At 32.2% G+C, this 18,167-nt stretch carries 14 protein-coding genes; all 14 read left to right on the forward strand.

Features of this window, described 5'->3' with window-relative positions; genetic code table 11:
* The first annotated feature begins 89 nt into the window (after positions 1-89).
* The 14 genes from B5D15_RS10280 to B5D15_RS10345 all read left to right on the forward strand — a co-directional run bounded on the left by B5D15_RS10280 (position 90) and on the right by B5D15_RS10345 (position 17,887).
* Positions 90-1,595, forward strand: coding sequence for a sensor histidine kinase (locus tag B5D15_RS10280; protein WP_078697040.1), 1,506 nt, complete (start codon positions 90-92; stop codon positions 1,593-1,595).
* Positions 1,573-3,093: a response regulator transcription factor gene (locus B5D15_RS10285; RefSeq protein ID WP_078697041.1), complete on the forward strand. Its 1,521-nt coding sequence runs from the start codon at positions 1,573-1,575 to the stop codon at positions 3,091-3,093. Before B5D15_RS10280 ends, B5D15_RS10285 begins: the two co-directional genes overlap by 23 nt.
* A 136-nt stretch (positions 3,094-3,229) precedes the next feature.
* Positions 3,230-4,249: a TRAP transporter substrate-binding protein gene (locus B5D15_RS10290; RefSeq protein ID WP_078697042.1), complete on the forward strand. Its 1,020-nt coding sequence runs from the start codon at positions 3,230-3,232 to the stop codon at positions 4,247-4,249.
* A 30-nt stretch (positions 4,250-4,279) separates the two neighbouring features.
* Positions 4,280-4,768 carry a TRAP transporter small permease gene (locus B5D15_RS10295; RefSeq protein WP_078697043.1) on the forward strand — a complete coding sequence of 163 codons (489 nt, stop codon included), beginning with the start codon at positions 4,280-4,282 and terminating at the stop codon, positions 4,766-4,768.
* Between the two features lie 4 nt (positions 4,769-4,772).
* Complete coding sequence (locus B5D15_RS10300; protein ID WP_078697044.1) at positions 4,773-6,065, forward strand: TRAP transporter large permease; 1,293 nt, start codon at positions 4,773-4,775, stop codon at positions 6,063-6,065.
* A 66-nt stretch (positions 6,066-6,131) separates the two neighbouring features.
* The gene (locus B5D15_RS10305) at positions 6,132-7,583 is read left to right on the forward strand and encodes a tagaturonate reductase (RefSeq protein ID WP_078697045.1); all 1,452 of its coding nucleotides are present in this window, start codon (positions 6,132-6,134) and stop codon (positions 7,581-7,583) included.
* Positions 7,584-7,587: 4 nt separating this feature from the next.
* Positions 7,588-9,069: a UxaA family hydrolase gene (locus B5D15_RS10310; protein WP_078697046.1), complete on the forward strand. Its 1,482-nt coding sequence runs from the start codon at positions 7,588-7,590 to the stop codon at positions 9,067-9,069.
* A gap of 12 nt (positions 9,070-9,081) precedes the next feature.
* The gene (locus B5D15_RS10315) at positions 9,082-10,323 is read left to right on the forward strand and encodes a glucuronate isomerase (RefSeq protein WP_078697047.1); all 1,242 of its coding nucleotides are present in this window, start codon (positions 9,082-9,084) and stop codon (positions 10,321-10,323) included.
* Positions 10,324-10,396: 73 nt separating this feature from the next.
* Positions 10,397-11,344, forward strand: a complete 948-nt coding sequence (locus B5D15_RS10320) for a sugar kinase (RefSeq protein ID WP_078697048.1) — start codon at positions 10,397-10,399, stop codon at positions 11,342-11,344.
* Between the two features lie 433 nt (positions 11,345-11,777).
* A complete protein-coding gene (locus B5D15_RS10325; protein ID WP_078697049.1) occupies positions 11,778-13,187 on the forward strand; it encodes a PTS mannitol transporter subunit IIBC in 1,410 nt (469 codons plus the stop codon).
* A 17-nt stretch (positions 13,188-13,204) separates the two neighbouring features.
* A complete protein-coding gene (locus tag B5D15_RS10330; protein WP_078697050.1) occupies positions 13,205-15,253 on the forward strand; it encodes a BglG family transcription antiterminator in 2,049 nt (682 codons plus the stop codon).
* Positions 15,253-15,693 carry a PTS mannitol transporter subunit IIA gene (locus tag B5D15_RS10335; protein ID WP_078697051.1) on the forward strand — a complete coding sequence of 147 codons (441 nt, stop codon included), beginning with the start codon at positions 15,253-15,255 and terminating at the stop codon, positions 15,691-15,693. Before B5D15_RS10330 ends, B5D15_RS10335 begins: the two co-directional genes overlap by 1 nt.
* Entirely contained in the window at positions 15,693-16,628 is a 936-nt protein-coding gene (gene pfkB / locus B5D15_RS10340; RefSeq protein ID WP_078697052.1) for a 1-phosphofructokinase, read from the forward strand. The genes B5D15_RS10335 and pfkB overlap by 1 nt, the downstream gene beginning before the upstream one ends.
* A gap of 2 nt (positions 16,629-16,630) precedes the next feature.
* Positions 16,631-17,887, forward strand: a complete 1,257-nt coding sequence (locus B5D15_RS10345) for a zinc-binding dehydrogenase (RefSeq protein WP_078697053.1) — start codon at positions 16,631-16,633, stop codon at positions 17,885-17,887.
* Positions 17,888-18,167 lie beyond the last annotated feature (280 nt).

Raw genomic sequence — 18,167 nt, forward strand, 5'->3', positions numbered from 1 at the left:
ATAATGAATAATTCATATTTGCTTACCAACTGATAAGTATTTATAATAAATCTGTGAATGAAGTTATGAATTTATTTAAGGGGTAGATTATGGGAAAAACTAAAGTATTCAAAAAGACAATTGTTTCAACAATAATTTTTACTTTTCTACTTGTTATTATAATAATGAGCAGCGGATATATATTTTTAGGAAATTTAAAGGAAAAGGCAAAAGAACGTTATGATAATCTAATGAGGATTAATATAACTATAGGCAGCTCCTCATTAGAGCTTAATAACAGCTTTAACTATTTTGATAAATATATAAAAACAAGGGATAAGGATTATCTTAATAAATACAATATGTCAATTGAAAAGGTTAAGAATAATGTAAATTCTATAGAAACTAATCCCAATATAAATACTGAGTGTGGAATTTATATTAGGAACATAAAAAATATGCTTGAATGGTATGACGAGCAGATAAAACTGCTGACTAAAAAAGATATACTCGAAAAATCTGATTACAACAAAATAATGGAAGTAAAGAGCATGTACATTCATATAAATAACCATCTTCAAAAAACAGCAGTTTCGTTTTTGTTTTACAGCAACAATACATATAACGAAATACTTGTAAATAACAAAAAAGTAGAGCAGCAGATACAAAAGATTATTTTTTTAATTATAATCATTTCTATTATGATAGTTATTGCAGTCAGCTTAAATATAAAAAACACTATGTGGCAAATACTAAAAAATATTGAAAGGCTTTCAAATGCAGATTGGGAAATTGAGGACATGAAGGAGCAAAAGTATGAAGAATTAAATATATTAGCAGAGGCCTTTAACAAAATGAAGCATAGCATAAAAAAATATATAAATGAAATAAATGAGAAAGCTGAAATTGAAAACAAATATAACCAAGAAAAAATCAAAAATATTGAAAAAGATAAAATTTTAAGAGATACTCAATTAAGAGCTTTAAAAACGCAGATTAATCCACACTTCCTATTTAATGCATTAAATACAGTATCAAGATCTGCCCTTTTTGAACCAAGTGAAAATACGGTTAAACTAATTGAAGCTATATCAAAGATATTAAGATATAACCTAAACAGTATTGATGATTTTGCTGAATTAAAGGAAGAGATAAATATTTTAAAAGCATATGCACTGATTCAGGAAACGAGATTTAAAGACAGAATGAGTTTTAGCTTTGAAATCGAAAAGGATGCTGAAAATATAAAAATACCAAGAATGATTTTGCAGCCTTTAGTAGAAAACGCTATTTCCCATGGAATTGATGAAAAAGAAGAAGGAGGGGATATATTTGTACATGCCCAAAAAGATAATGAATGCATAAAAATAACGATATCTGATAATGGGATGGGAATGAATGAAGACACTATACAGAAAATACTAAAAAAACAGTTTAAGGGTATTTCAAAAAAATCTTCAGGATTAGGAATATCCAATATTTTAGAGCGTTTAGAACTATATTATAGAGATAGATTTTCTTTTAAAATAGAATCTAAACTAAACAAAGGTACAAAAATATCTATAAATCTGCCTATTGCTCGAGGTGATTATTTTGCTGAAAATTATGATAGCTGAAGATGAGATTCTTGAAAGAAAAGCATTAAGATATTTATTAGAAAAATACTATAAAAACAATCTTGAAATTGTGGCAGAAGCTTCAAATGGAAGGGAAGCTGCTGATTTTGCAATTGAATTAAAGCCGGATATAATTTTGATGGACATTAAAATGCCTGTACTTGATGGACTTGAAGCAGGTAAGATAATAAAAAGCGAATTGCCTGAAACAGAGATTGTAATACTTACGGCTTTTAATTATTTTGAATATGCAAAGGAATCTATAAAAATTGGAGTTGCAGATTATTTATTAAAGCCATATTCTAATGAAGAATTTGCCAATATAATAGATTCTTTGCTTAACAAATTTTATATTAAAAAACTTCTTAAAAATAAAAATGAGCAGATGGAAAAGAAATATACTGAACTATTATCCCTTGCGGAAAATGAAATAATTTTAAATTTAATTTATTCTCATAAGCCTGAGAGAGTGCAGATTGAAGAGTACAAAAAAATATTAAATATACACAGTAATAAATATTGCTGTCTTATATGTTTACTAAAGGATGATTTAAAGGATGAAAATGTTGAAATTATAAAAGATGAATTAAAATGTTTTTTTACTGAAGTTATTGGAGGAGTTAATAAAAAGGAAGCAGTTTTTTTAATATTCGATGATAACATAGGTAAAAAGCTTAATAAAACCATTTTAAAAAAAGTGTTTGATAAGAAAGATATTATTTTGTCCTTTGGAGTTGGAATTATTGAAGATGATTTGAAAAATTTTTATTTATCATATAAAAAAGCAAAAAAAGATTTATATGAAAATCAAGCTTTAAATGAAGAAGAGGAAAATATATTTGAAAAAAATAATAATGCATATTATAAGCTGCTTAGAAGCTTTATTGATAATGATATTAACCAATTCAATATAATTTTTGAGGAATTGATTCTATTGAGATTTAATTCTAAGGATTGCTATGAAATAAATCAATATAAAATTTTTATTTCAGAAATTTATGAATATCTGATAACTAATATACCAAATTATTTTAAAAAGAATATAAATAAAGACGAAATTTTAATTTTTAATGAAGAAATAAATAAAATAAATAAAATTGAAGATGTTACACTTTTACTTAAAGAAAAGATAAAAAACCTTATGATTTTATTTAAGCGTATTAAAGAAGGCGAAAGTTTAGGTGTAATTGAAAAAGCTAAAAACTATATTGAAGAAAATTATATGAAAGATATTACTCTTGAGAAGGTAGCTAATTATGTTTCAATGAGCAGTTTTCATTTCAGCAGGATTTTTTATGACGCTGAGGGAATAAATTTTAAGGATTATTTAATTAAGATAAGGATGGAAAAAGCAATAAATATGCTTTTAAAGGAAAAGAAAACTATAAAAGAAATAGCACAGGAGGTTGGGTACCCAGATCAAAATTATTTCAGCAGGGCATTTAAGAAATATACGAATTCATCTCCAACAGAATATTTTAAGAAGATAATTAATTAAAAGGCTTTTGAGCCTTTTTAATTTTTGCTAACTTTTGAAAATTAGCAAAAAAAGAAAGAAACACAACAACATAATACATATATTAAAATTAACTTCTATCTTAGAATTAAGGTATAAAAATTAAAGGGGGATTAACATGAAACTTAAAAAACTAATCACAATTATTATGTCTTTAGCATTAATAAGTTCATTTTTAGGATGTTCAAGCAAATCAACAAACAATTCTACAAGCAATTCAAATCAAGAACAAAAACAAATCGTTTTAAGACTTTCAGATACTCACCCAGACGGGTTTGTAACTGTAAGAGCTGATAAGGAATTTGCAAGACTTGTTGAAGAAAATTCAAATGGAAGAATAAAAGTTGAAGTTTATCCAGGAGGACAGCTTGGAGATGAAAAGAGCGTAATTGAACAGGTTCAATTTGGAGCTATTGATTTAGTAAGAACAAGTATTTCTCCTTTGGCAGAATTTGATAAAGAATTAAGCGCTTTGATGCTTCCATATCTTTATAGGGATACTGAACATATGTTTAGAGTACTCGATGGTGCAATAGGAGAAAAGATATTTAAAAACCTTGAAAATTATAAATTTGAAGGATTATGCTGGTTTGATGCAGGCTCAAGAAACTTCTACAACACTAAGAAAGAAGTAAAGAAGCCAGATGATTTAAAGGGATTAAAGATTAGGGTTCAAGAGAGCAAGATGATGATGGATCTTGTTAAGGCTTTAGGAGCTTCACCAACACCTATGGCTTACAGCGAAGTATACAGCGCTCTTCAAACAGGAGTAATAGATGGAGCTGAAAACAACTGGGCAAGTTACCTTTCTTCAAACCACTTTGAAGTTGCAAAATATATAACAACTGATGAACACACAAGAGTTCCAGAAGTTATTATTATGAGTAAGATTACTTGGGACAAGCTTTCTGCTGATGATCAGAAGATAATAAAGGATGCAGCTGTAAAGGCTGGATTATATCAAAGACAGGAATGGCAAAAGGATGAAGAAGCAGCTAAAAATCAATTAAAGGATAAGGGTGTAAAAATTACAACTCTTGAAAGCAATTCTGAATTCCAAGATAAGGTAAAAGTATTATACGATGAATACGGTAAGGAATATAAGGATTTAATTAATGAAATTATTAATACAAAATAACAAGCCTTTTCTAAAGGAGGAGGTTATATATTGAAGAGTTTTTCAAATTTACTTAATAAAATTAGTACCTTTTTCGAATATTTAGCATCTATATTTTTAGGATTGATGATTATAATCGTTAGTTTTCAGGTTTTTACCAGATTCTTTTTCAGTTTTACCTTAAGATGGTCTGAAGAAATTACAATGCTCCTTATGGTGTGGTTCGGGTTTATAGGAATTGCCCTCGGAGTTAAAAATGATATTCATCTATCAATAGAAGCCATAGTAAATTTATTTTCTAAAAACACAAAAAAGATAATTTATAAGATAGATGAGCTTATCACTTTGATATTTGGAATATTTACAGCGTTTTACGGCTTTAGATTGGTTGTAGAGGCAAAGGGTTCAACTTTGCCCGCAACTCAATGGCCTTCATCAATGCTTTATTTAATGGTTCCATTGTCAGGCTTGCTTATAATACTATTCTCAATCAATAGATTAGCAGGATTTAAGGCAGTTAATGAGGAAAATCAGAGGTGAAAATATGGTTAATACAACTGCGATATGTCTTTTACTTATAGTGTTTTTTGGATTATTAATAATTAGAGTTCCGATATCATTTTCCCTTGCAATATCAACGTTTGTTACAGCGATTTACTTAAAAATACCTTCCATGGTAGTTGTACAGCAAATGGTAAAAGGTATAAATTCCTTCTCTTTAGTTGCTATACCGTTCTTTATAGTAGCTGGAGAAATAATGGGAGAAGGAGGAATATCTAAAAGGCTGATAGATTTTTCTAATGTGTTGGTTGGAAGAATGCGCGGAGGACTTGCAATGGTAAATGTATTGGCAAGCATGTTCTTTGGCGGTATATCAGGTTCTTCAGTTGCTGATACATCTTCAATTGGTTCTATAATGATTCCAATGATGGAAAAGCAGGGTTATGATAAGGATTATGCTGTTGATGTAACAATTACAGGTTCAACGCAAGGAATATTGATTCCACCGAGCCATAACATGATTATATACTCGCTTGCTGCTGGCGGAATCTCGGTTGGAAATATGTTTTTAGGAGGTGTAATTCCTGGTATTTTACTTGGGGTTATGCTGATGGTTTTAAGTTATATTATTGCAGTTAAGAGAAATTATCCACGCGGTGAAAAAGTTCCATTTAAGGAAGCAGTAAAAATAATAAAGGATGGTTTATTAGGATTATTTACTGCAGTAATTATAATAGTCGGAGTTAGTACAGGAGTGTTTACAGCAACTGAATCAGCAGCAATTGCAACAGTCTATGCATTCATAATTACTTTCTTTGTATATAAAGATATAAAAATTTCAAGGATGATACCTATATTAAAGAATTCATTAAGAACATTGTCTATGGTTCTTGCGCTTATTGCAACTTCGAGTGCTTTTGCATGGATGATGGCTTATTTAAAGATTCCATTTTTAGTAACAAATGCATTAATTTCAATTTCAAATAACAAATATGTTATTCTGCTAATAGTTAATATTGTGCTCCTTATTTTAGGTATGATAATGGATATGGCCCCGTTGATTTTAATATGTACGCCTATTTTACTTCCGGTTGTTACAAAGGTTGGAATGGATCCTATTCAATTTGGAATAGTGCTTATGCTCAACTTAGGAATTGGACTTTTAACTCCTCCAGTAGGTTCAACTCTTTTTGTTGGATGTTCAATAGCTAAAATACCAATGGAGAAGGTAGCAAAATCATTGATGCCATTTTATGCAATGATGTTTATTGTGTTAATGATTCTAACCTATGTACCACAGGTAACACTGTTTTTACCAAGATTGATAGGAAAATGATATTAAACATAGAGTGCACTTAAAAAATGGTGCACTCTAAAATTTAGCAAAAAAATATAAGGTGGGATAAAAGTGAATATAAGCAATATTAAAACAAAAAACAACAACGCTGAAAAAATACTACAATTTGGAGAGGGAAATTTTTTAAGAGCTTTTGTTGATTGGATGATAAATAGGTTAAATGAAACTGGAAGTTTTGACGGCTCTGTTGTTGTAGTTCAGCCGCTTGAAAACGGAATGGTGGAAAAACTAAATGAGCAAAACGGGCTTTATACCGTTATTTTAAAGGGAATTGAAAATGGAAATGAAGTATATAATAGCGAAGTTGTTAGCAGCATTTCAAGGGGAGTAAATCCATATAAAAACTTCGATGAATATGAAAAGTTGAGCTTTAGTGAAAACTTAAAAATAATCATCTCAAATACTACCGAAGCAGGAATTTACTTTGATGAAACTGAAAAATTAGAGGATAAACCTCAAAAAAGTTATGTTGGAAAATTAACTGCACTTTTATATAAGAGATTTAAGCATTTTAATGGAGATTTAGAAAGAGGATTTTATATTATCCCCTGTGAGCTTATAGAAAAAAATGGAGAAAAATTAAGAGAAACAATTTTAAAATATGCACATCACTGGAATCTTGGAGATGAATTTATTAATTGGCTTTTAAATGCAAACATATTTTATAACAGCCTTGTTGATAGAATAGTTCCAGGTTTTCCAAAGGATAATCATAAGGAAGTGTGCGATTATTTAGGATACGAGGATGACTTAATAGTTGAATGTGAACCTTTCCATCTTTGGGTTATTGAAGGGCCAAAGAAGATTAAGGAAGTTCTTCCCTTTGAAAAATGCAATTTAAATGTATTGGTGGTTGATGATTTAACACCATATAGGACAAGAAAGGTAAGAATTTTAAATGGCGCCCATACTTTAATGGTTCCTGTTGCAATGCTTTCGAAGCTTGAGACTGTTAGAGAATCAGTTGAAGATGAGCTTATAGGAAGATATGTAAAGGAAACAATTTTTGATGAGATAGTTCCTGTTATAGACTTGCCGGAAAATGAGCTAAAGGAATTTTCCTATGCGGTTTTAGAAAGATTTAAAAATCCATTTATCAAGCATTATCTATCAAGTATTGCTTTAAACAGTATATCAAAGTTTGAAACAAGAGTTTTACCGACTTTAATTGAGTATAGGAATAATAAAGGATTTCTTCCTAAAAATATAGTTTTTTCATTAGCTTCTTTAATTTTATTCTATAAAGGCAAAGGTCTTGATGGAAGTGAAATTAAGCTTAATGATTCTGATTTTGTTTTGGACTTTTTTAATGATGTATGGAAAGATTATAGCGGAGATGAAAAATCTTTAGAAGATGTTGCTAAAAAGGTTCTTATGAATAAAGATTTTTGGAAAATGGATTTGACTAAAATAGAAGGATTAACTAAATTCGTTGCTGAAAACATGAAAAACATTTTAAAGCTTGGAATTAGAGAAGCGCTTTCAAATTTGAGGTGATTTAATGAATATTTTTAGAATAAACGATAAAGACAATGCAGCAGTTGCCCTTTGTGATTTGAAAGAGGGAGATGTAGTAGATTTTTTAGGAGAAAAAATTGAAATTAAGGAACCTGTTAAAAGGGGCCATAAAATAGCATTATGTGAAATTAAAAATGGTGAGGATGTAATTAAGTATGGATATCCAATTGGGATCTTAAAAGAAGACATAAAAAAAGGATGCCATATTCACAGTCATAATTTAAAAACTAAACTTTGCGGTACTTTAGAATATGAATTTAAAAAGAAAAGCTGCGGAAACATATATGAATTTAGGGATTTAAAATTTAAAGGTTATATTAGAAAAGGTGGAAACGCAGGAATAAGGCAGGATTTATTTATTGTTCCTTTGGTTGGATGTGTAAACGGTGTTGCTGACAGAATAAAAGAAAAATTTTTAAGAATATCAGATTTTAAACTCGACGATATTAAAATTTTAAAACATCCCTATGGGTGTTCTCAGCTTGGAGACGACTTGATGTATACACAGAAAATACTATCAAGTATAGTTAAACATCCTAATGCAGCAGGAGTATTAGTATTGGGTCTTGGCTGTGAAAACAACACAATGGATTCTTTTAAAAAGGTTTTAGGAGAATTTGATGAAGAAAGAGTTAAGTTTTTAGTATGTCAGGATGTTTTAGATGAAGTTGATGAAGGGGCAAAGATATTAAAGGAACTCTATGAAAGAGCCTTAAAGGATGAAAGGGTTGAAGTACCTGCTGAAAAACTTAAAATTGGAATGAAATGCGGAGGCTCAGATGCCTTTTCTGGAATAACTGCAAACCCACTTGTTGGAAGGATAAGCGATTTTATCGTAGCTCAGGGAGGGACAAGTATTTTAAGTGAAGTTCCTGAGATGTTTGGAGCGGAAAATATACTAATGCAAAGAGCAAAGGATGAAAAAGTATTTGAAAAAATAGTTGAAATGATTAACGGGTTTAAAGAGTATTTTATTTCATATAACCAGCCAGTATATGAAAATCCTTCGCCTGGGAATAAGGAAGGGGGAATTACAACTCTTGAGGAAAAGTCCCTCGGCAATGTTCAAAAGGGAGGAAACAGCGAGGTTGTTGATGTACTAAGATATGGAGAATGTGCAGTTGAAAGAGGATTAAATCTTTTGTTTGCACCTGGAAATGACTTAGTATCTTCAACTGCTCTTGCAGCAGCTGGGTGTCAGATTGTTCTTTTTACTACAGGACGGGGAACCCCCTATGGTACATTTGTACCTACAGTTAAGATTTCAACCAATAGCCAGCTTTTTAATAAAAAAAGCAACTGGATAGACTTTAATGCGGGAGATTTGCTTGAAGGGAAAACCTTAGAGGATAAAACTAAAGAGCTTATAGATTTTATTCTTGATGTTGCAAATGGCAAAAAGACAAATAACGAAAAGAATGGATTCAGCGAAATTGCAATATTTAAAAATGGAGTTACTTTATAGGAGGCTGTTATTATGATTAGAAATCATGAAGAATTAAAAAAAGTTGTTGAGAGAGAAGTTAATAACGTTAAGATAACGGATATACATACACATATTTATTCAAAAGATTTTAATAAACTTTTATTATGGGGAATTGATGAGCTTTTAACTTACCACTATCTTATAGCTGAATTTTTTAGATATTCTAATATGGATTATGATAAGTTCTTTAAAATGTCTAAAAAGGAACAGGCAGAGCTTGTATGGAAAACTCTATTTATTGAAAATACTCCTATAAGCGAGGCACAAAGAGGAGTTTTAACGATATTAAATAAGCTTGGGCTTGACACAGCAAACAAAGATTTAGAATATTACAGAAACTATTTTAAAAATATTTCTTTAGAAGAGTATATAGACAAAGTATTTGAAGTATCAAATGTTAAGTGCGTTGTTATGACGAATGACCCCTTTGATGATGATGAAAGACCTGTTTGGGAAAAAGACGGCAACAAGGACGAAAGATTTAAAGCAGCCCTTAGAATAGATGCGCTTTTGATGAATTATCCAAAGGCTATGGAAAAAATGATAAAGATGGGTTATGATGTTTCTCTGAATTTGAATGAAAAAACTATATGTGAAATTAAAAGATTTTTAGATGATTGGGCAGAAAGAATGGGGGCTCTTTATATGGCAGCATCATTGCCTCCTTCATTTAATGTGCCAGAGGATTCAGCAAGATGGACGATACTTGACAGATGCATACTTAAAGTATGCAAGGAAAGAAATATGCCTTTTGCTTTGATGATTGGTGTGAATAAGAATGTAAATTATGAACTTGGGCTTGCAGGAGATTCTGTAGGAAGAGCAAATAACAGTGCATTAGAATATCTTTGCAGAAATTATCCTGAAAATAAGTTTATGATTACATATCTTTCGAGAGAAAATCAGCATGAAGTCTTAGTTACAGCAAGAAAGTTTAAAAATTTATTTGTATTTGGATGCTGGTGGTTCCTTAACAATCCAGTTTTAATAGAAGAGATGACAAGAATGAGATTTGAACTTTTAGGGCTTTCATTTATGCCACAGCATTCAGATGCGAGAGTGTTAGACCAGCTAATTTATAAATGGGAGCATTCAAGAAAAATCATTTCTAAGGTTCTCTTTGATAAGTATTCAGATATATTTGATACAGGTTTTGCAATATCAGAGGAGGATGTAAGAAGGGACGTTGAAAACATTTTTGGAAATAATTTCTTTAAATTTTTAAATGCTTAAGTATAAGTACAACTCTCTATTCTACGGTGCCTGGCACCGTAGAATGATGGAAAAATCAGGGGGCGCAGTATAAATGGATGTAATTACTTTTGGAGAATCGATGGTTCTTTTTAGTCCTACTTGCAATGGCCCGCTTAGGTTTGTAGATACATTTACGAAAGGATTAGCCGGAGCAGAATCAAATGTTGCAATTGCTCTTTCAAGACTTGGGAGAAGCGTTGGATGGTTTTCAAGAATTGGAGATGATGAATTTGGACGATTTATAATTAATACCATAAGAGGAGAAGGTATAGATGTCTCAAGGGTTGTAGTGGATGGAGGAGCAAACCCAACTGGAATATTATTTAAAGAAAGATTTTTAAAAAGCAATCCGAATGTTTATTACTATAGATCGAATTCTGCTGCGAGTTTTTTATCTGAAAATGATATTGATGAAAATTATATAAAAGAGGCAAGGATTATACATATAACGGGAATAACCCTCGATATTTCAAAATCAGCAAGAGAAGCCGTTTTTAAGGCGATGAGGATTGCAAAGAAGAATGGAGTTTTAGTTTCTTTTGATCCTAATATAAGGTTAAAACTATGTAAAAAGGAAGAGGCAGCATCGGTAATTAAGGAGGCTCTAACTCTTTGTGATATAGTTTTCCCTGGCATTGATGAAGGAAAGATTATCTTTAAAAAAGATAATGAAAGAGATATAGCAGAAGAAATTTTAAGCTTGGGAGCTAAAGTTGCTGCAGTTAAATTAGGGGAAAAGGGATGCTACATAAAGAGCAGGGATGAAGAGTGTTATGTAGAGGGATTTAGGGTTGACAGGATAGAGGATACCGTAGGTGCAGGAGATGGATTTGCTGCTGGATTTTTGCATGGATATTTGAATAACCTTTTACTAAGTGAGTGCGGAAGAATAGCAAATGCTGTTGGTGCTATGGCGATAGCTGTAAAGGGGGATATGGAGGGTTTCCCAACGTTAAGACAGCTTGATGAATTTATGAAATGCAGCCTAATCGATAGGTAAAATAAAATGAGGGACAGTTAACAACAATTCACACTTAATTGTTGTTAACTGTTTTTATTTTTATCTTATTAAATAAAGGGTTTTGAGAAATTTAATCTAATTAATTATTGAATAACAAATATGAAGCAAGTATCTAAAAAGTGATAAAAGTTGCTAACAGTGCATGACTAATATATAGCCACAACGACGGAATGAAAAAGTTTGTCACTTGTCAACTGGGTGGCACTTTTTTTGCGGTATACCTCCTTTCTCCGGTATCTAACACTGCGTATTGTCATATATAACCAAATATGGGAATGCAACATTTTCACACTAACCGTCCCCCTCATTAAAATTGGCACTGAACATTGGTGACAACTTTGGGTTTCTTTAAATTGAATTGAATAGGTATGATGATTTATGATTAAAATAGAAGAAATAAGGAGGGGGATTTATGAATACACAAAATGCAACAACTTTAAGCAAAACTTCTAAAAGCAAAGCCAAAATCCAAAAATTTGGTGGATTTTTGGCGGGAATGGTAATCCCAAATATAGGAGCATTTATTGCTTGGGGATTAATCACAGCATTCTTTATCCCAACAGGATGGGTTCCTAATGAATATCTTGGAAAACTTGTAGGGCCTATGATAACTTACCTTCTTCCAGTACTTATTGGGTATACCGGCGGTAAGCTTGTATATGATGTAAGGGGTGGAGTAGTAGGAGCGATTGCAACCTTTGGTGTTGTAGTTGGTGCTTCAATTCCTATGTTCCTTGGTGCAATGATTATGGGACCATTAGGAGGATGGGTTATTAAAAAGTTTGATGAGCTTATAGAAGGTAAGGTTCCAACTGGTTTTGAAATGCTTATTAACAACTTTTCAGCGGGAATCCTTGGAGCTCTTTTATCACTCCTTGCTTACACAGTAGTTGAACCAGTTGTTCAAGGCTTTTCAATGGCACTTGGAAGCTTTGCAACAGCAGTAACGAATGCAAAACTTCTTCCATTAATATCAATAGTTATTGAACCTGGAAAGGTATTATTTTTAAATAATGCAATAAATCATGGAATATTAGCACCTCTTGGTGTTCAGCAGGTTAAGGAAGTTGGTAAATCTATATTTTTCCTTCTTGAAACAAACCCAGGTCCAGGACTTGGAATTCTTCTTGCTTACTGGCTTTATGGCAAGGGAACAGCAAAACAGTCAGCTCCAGGTGCTATAATAATTCACTTTTTAGGCGGAATCCATGAAATTTATTTTCCATATATACTAATGAAGCCAATTTTAATTCTTGCAGCAATCGGCGGAGGAATGGCGGCTGACTTAACCTTTGTTCTTACAAAGGCAGGACTTGTTGCAACACCATCACCAGGAAGTATATTTGCTGAACTTGCTATGACTCCAAAGGGTGGATTTTTCGGAGTTATTGCTGGTATAACTATAGGAACCTTAGTTTCCTTTGCTATTGCCTCAGTAATATTAAAAAGAAGCACAGAAGAAATAAGCGACGAAACTCTTGATGCAGCAAAGAGCATGGTTTCACAGATGAAGGCTGAAAGCAAGGGACAAAAGGCAGCAGTTAAAGTTCCAAAACTTATAGTTTTTGCATGCGATGCAGGTATGGGTTCATCAGCTATGGGAGAATCTATATTAAAGAAAAAAATTAAAGATGCAGGTCTTAACATTGAAGTAAAACATGCTGCGGTTAATCAAATACCACAGGAAGCTGAAGTTGTATTTACTCAGGAGAGCCTTGCACAAAGAGCGGCTCAGGTTGTTCCAAATGCTAAGATTGTTACTATTAAAAATTTCCTTGAACAGGCGGCTTACGATGAATTCATAAAAAGTATAAAAAATTAAAATCAGGTAGTGATTTTATGGATAATTTAACTGTAAGGCAAAGATTTATATTAAACAATCTTATAGAGAAAGGCCCTTTAAGCATGAAGGGCCTCTCTCAACAAATCGATGTTTCTGAAAGAACGATACTTAGAGAAATTTCAGCTATTAATAGTTTTATTAAGGAGTATAGCCTTAGAATATCCGAATTTGGCGGGAATATACAATTAAATGGAAATGCAGATAATATTCAAAGGGTAAAAAACCTATTTGAAGGTATTCCTTTGCTTTGGATGCTTACACAAGAGCAAAGACAGCTTCTTATAACAGCACAGCTTCTTCTTGCTAAGGAGCCTATTAAATCTGCCTTCTTCAGCTATCAGTTTAATGTTGTTGAGGGTACTATAATTTTTTATCTTGATAAGATTGAAAATTTTCTTAAGATGAAAAATTTAGAGCTTGTAAGGAAAAGAGGCTATGGAATTGAAGTTTTAGGAAGCGAATGGAGCAAAAGAAATGCCTTTGCAGAGCTTTTATATAACTATAGTTCTATGGGTAAACTTTTATCATACTTGTATGAAGATGAAAGCGATTATATGATTGAGAATTTCTTTAATACTGTATTTAACCATGAGCTTATAAATAAGACAAAGAAAATAATAAAGAAGATAAATGAGAGGGGAAATATATTAAAAGATAACGATATAAGCTATTTTAGTGCTTTCATTCATATTCTGCTTTCAATTGAAAGAACAAACAGCGATATGGCAATTGAACTTCCAGAGTATATCATAGACAATGCTCTATCCTTAAAGGATGGATGTTTGATAAGGGATATTGATGAAATATTAAAAGAAGAAGGAATAAAACTTCCCAAGGGTGAACTTTCATACATTGCGATTCACCTGTATGGAGATAACAATATATATATTAATGATGAATACAGTAAAGATGGCTTCGAAATTGAGGATTTAATTCATGAAATAATAAATATAGTTAATAAAAAACTTAATATAGATATAAAATGCGATAATCAGCTAATGACAGGGCTAAAGCAGCATATTAACCCAGCCCTTTACAGGCTTACTTTAGGCCTTGAGATTAGAAATCCAGTTATTAATGAAATAAGGGAATATTACAGGGAACTGTTTGAAGCTGTTGATTATGCCTGCAGAATTGTTTTTTCTAAATATAATATTTCTGTGCCTTTAAATGAGGTAGGATATATTACTATGCATGTAGGGGCTGCATTAGAAAGGCAGAAAACTTTAAAAAGCAGCCTTAGAATTTTAATAATATGTCCAAATGGCATAGGTACAGCAAAAATATTGTGCAATAAGCTGAAAGATAAATTTCCTCAAATTGGGGAAATGGACGTATGCTCCTTGAGGGAAATGGAAGAAAGAGTTAAGATTGGATATGATATTGTACTTTCAACAGTTGATATTAATAAAAAGCCTATAAGCGATATAACAGTAATTTCACCTTTTTTACCAAGCTCAGATGTTGATAAAATAAGTTCTCTAATAAGAGGAAAATTAGAAGAAAATAATGTAAAGCATTCTGTTTTTTCTATTTATGAAAGAAGTGAAGCTGAAAATGAAAAGGATTTTTCTGCTGCTGATGAAATGCTTAAAAACTTTCAATTAAAATATATATCTAAAGGAAGTATTGAAGGTGTTATTGCTGAGATTTCAGATTTCCTCTACAGCTCAAAATTTATAAAAAATAAAGATAAAGTAGAGAGTAAGATAAGAAAAAGGGAAGAGCAGGGAAGTGTAGTAGTACCTGATAGCCACACTGCTCTAATTCATATAAGAACCGATGAAATCGATAGTCCTTTCTTAGGGGTTTTCAGGCTTGAAAATTTCATAGAGATGAGAAGCATAGGAGTTTCAACTGAAAATGTAGATACATTTTTAGTTATGATAGCAAGAAAAAATGAAAGCGACTATATACTTGAAATATTAGGGAAAATAAGCATTGCAATGGTTGAAGATAAGGAATTTATAAAAGATTTAAGATTTGGGGATGTAAAAGATATTAGAAAAAAATTAATCGAAGTAATTAACAGGGAGGAGATATGATGAAAAAATTAATATTAGATGAAAAAAATATTTTGCTAAACCTTAAGTCTGAAGATAAATTCAGTGCAATTGAAAGGACAGGAAGGCTGCTTTATGAAAATGGATATGTTGAAAAAGAGTATATAGAAGGAATGAAAAAAAGAGAAAAAGAAATAACAACATATATAGGTAATGGAATAGCAATCCCCCATGGAACTTCCGAGTATATAAAATATATAAAAAAATCAGGAATAGTAGTTGCACAATATCCTGACGGGGTTGATTTTGAAAATGGTAATAGAGCCTATATTTTAATTGGAATTGCAGGAGCTAATGATGAGCATATTGAAATACTATCTAATATAGCCCTTGTGTGCCAGGACGAGAAAAACGTTGAAAGGCTTATAAAATCATCCTCTGCAAAGGAAATATTAAATATATTAACTGAGGTGGATAACTGATGATAAAAACTGTAACACTAAACCCAGCTGTTGATAAAACTGTTGAAATAGATAATTTTAAAGTTGATTCTGTTAACAGGATAAAATCAATGAGGCTCGATGCAGGCGGCAAGGGAATAAATGTTTCAAAGGTTATAAAGGTTTTAGGAGGACACAGCATCGCAACAGGATTCCTTGCAGGAAGAAATGGAAATTTTATTAAAGAATATTTAGATGGATATGATATAGATAATGATTTTTTGTTTGTTAAAGGAGAAACAAGAACTAATTTAAAAGTTGTAGACAAGCTTAATGGAACTAATACAGATATAAATGAAACAGGCAGTGAGATTAATAGCGATGATTTGATTAAACTTGAAGATAAGATTTTTCAGGATATGAGTGAAGGAGCGATTTTAGTTCTTGCAGGAAGTGTGCCTATGAACGTTCAAAAGGATGTTTATCGAAGGTGGATTGAAAGGGCTAAAAATATAAAGGCAAAGGTACTTCTTGATGCTGATGGTGAGCTTTTAAAGGAAGGCATTAAGGCAGGCCCATATCTTATTAAACCTAATATTCATGAGCTTGAGAAGCTCCTTGATAAAAAATTAAGCAGCATAAATGATGTTACGATTGCTGCAAGAGAGCTTTTAGGTTTTGGCATTGAGGTTGTAGTAGTTTCCCTCGGAGAAGATGGGGCACTGTTTGTTACGAGAGATAAAGCTATAAAGGCTAAGGGAATTTCAGTTGAGATAAAAAGTACTGTAGGGGCAGGAGATTCTATGGTGGCATCCTTAGCCTTTGCTCTAAAAAGGGGTTATTCTCTTGAGAAGGCAGCAGCTCTTTCAGTAGCTGCAGCAACAGCAAACGTAGCATCAGAGGGTACACAGCCGCCAAAGATTGAAGAAATTTTAAAATATGAAAAAATGGTTGAAATTAACGATTTGGAGGTATAAACATGAAAACAAAAGCAGTAAGATTATATGGAGCAAATGATTTGAGACTTGAGGAATTTGAACTTCCTGAAATAAAAGATGATGAAATACTCGTTGAGGTTATATCAGACAGCGTATGTATGTCCACTTATAAGGCTGCTATTCAGGGGAAAAAACATAAAAGAGTTCCACAGGATGTTGATGTTAACCCTATAATAGTTGGACATGAGTTTGCAGGAAATATAATAAAGGTTGGCGCAAAATGGAAGGATAAGTTTAAAGAAGGAAGCAAATTTGCCCTTCAGCCTGCACTAAACTATAAGGGAACAATGTGGTCTCCAGGATATTCATATATGTATTTTGGAGGAGATGCAACTTATAATATAATACCTCAGGAAGTAATGGAAATAGGATGTCTTCTTGAATATAAAGGAGAGGCTTATTATGATGCATCCCTTGCTGAACCTATGTCATGTATAATTGGTGCATTCCACGCAAATTACCATACTGAGATGGGAAAATATGTGCATAAGATGGGAATTGTAGAAGGAGGAAAGATGGCTCTCCTTGCAGGAGCAGGTCCTATGGGGCTTGGTGCTATTGATTATGCTCTTCACTGCGATAGAAGACCTAAGATGCTTGTTGTGACTGATATTGATGACGAAAGGCTAAAGAGGGCAAGGCAGATATTTACAAAGGAAGAGGCTGAAAAATGCGGCGTAGAGCTTATTTTTGTAAATACTGCAAAGGAAGAAAACCCTGTAGAATATTTAAAATCATTAACAGGCGGTACTGGATTTGATGATGTATTTGCCTTTGCACCTGTAAGGGAAGTAGTTGAACAGGCAGATAAAATACTTGGAAGAGACGGATGTTTAAACTTTTTCGCAGGTCCAACAGATACTAATTTTTCAGCTATGATAAACCTTTATAATGTTCACTACTCATACACTCATGTAATGGGAACAACTGGAGGAAATACAGATGACCTTATAGAAGCGCTTCAAATGACAGAAAAAGGGCTTATAAACCCTGCAGTTATGGTAACCCATATAGGAGGAATTGACTGCGTTGCTGATACAGTTTTAAACCTTCCAAGCATTCCTGGAGGCAAAAAGCTTATCTATACCCATATAAATATGGAACTTACAGCAATAGATGATTTTGAAAAGAAGGGTGAGACAAACCCCCATTTTAAAAAGCTTGCAGAAATAGTTAAAAGACACAATGGACTTTGGTGTGCCGAGGCAGAAAAATATCTTTTAGAGAATTGGAAATAGATAAAAAAGTTGGGATAAACATCCCAACTTTTTTTATTTAGGGACAGTTAACAACAATTAACATTAATCAATGCTAAGTTCCGTGCCTAAGAAGTTACCCGAGATTCTTAAGGGACAGTTAGTGTGAAAATGTTTCATTCCCATATTTGGATATATATGACAATATGTAGTGTTAGATACCGGAGAAAGGAGGTATACCGCAAAAAAAGTGCCACCCAGTTGACAAGTGACAAACTTTTTCATTCCGTCGTTGTGGCTATTTTTTAGTCATGCACTGTTA

Source organism: Caloramator quimbayensis (assembly GCF_900167605.1).
GTDB lineage: Bacteria > Bacillota > Clostridia > Clostridiales > Caloramatoraceae > Caloramator_B > Caloramator_B quimbayensis.

Bases quoted from the DNA above. Each gene is read 5' to 3' on its own strand.
- B5D15_RS10280 (WP_078697040.1), top strand. From the start codon at position 90: ATGGGAAAAACTAAAGTATTCAAAAAGACAATTGTTTCAACAATAATT.
- B5D15_RS10290 (WP_078697042.1), top strand. From the start codon at position 3,230: ATGAAACTTAAAAAACTAATCACAATTATTATGTCTTTAGCATTAATA.
- B5D15_RS10300 (WP_078697044.1), top strand. From the start codon at position 4,773: ATGGTTAATACAACTGCGATATGTCTTTTACTTATAGTGTTTTTTGGA.
- B5D15_RS10310 (WP_078697046.1), top strand. From the start codon at position 7,588: ATGAATATTTTTAGAATAAACGATAAAGACAATGCAGCAGTTGCCCTT.
- B5D15_RS10315 (WP_078697047.1), top strand. From the start codon at position 9,082: ATGATTAGAAATCATGAAGAATTAAAAAAAGTTGTTGAGAGAGAAGTT.
- B5D15_RS10320 (WP_078697048.1), top strand. From the start codon at position 10,397: ATGGATGTAATTACTTTTGGAGAATCGATGGTTCTTTTTAGTCCTACT.
- B5D15_RS10325 (WP_078697049.1), top strand. From the start codon at position 11,778: ATGAATACACAAAATGCAACAACTTTAAGCAAAACTTCTAAAAGCAAA.
- B5D15_RS10330 (WP_078697050.1), top strand. From the start codon at position 13,205: ATGGATAATTTAACTGTAAGGCAAAGATTTATATTAAACAATCTTATA.
- B5D15_RS10335 (WP_078697051.1), top strand. From the start codon at position 15,253: ATGAAAAAATTAATATTAGATGAAAAAAATATTTTGCTAAACCTTAAG.
- pfkB (WP_078697052.1), top strand. From the start codon at position 15,693: ATGATAAAAACTGTAACACTAAACCCAGCTGTTGATAAAACTGTTGAA.
- B5D15_RS10345 (WP_078697053.1), top strand. From the start codon at position 16,631: ATGAAAACAAAAGCAGTAAGATTATATGGAGCAAATGATTTGAGACTT.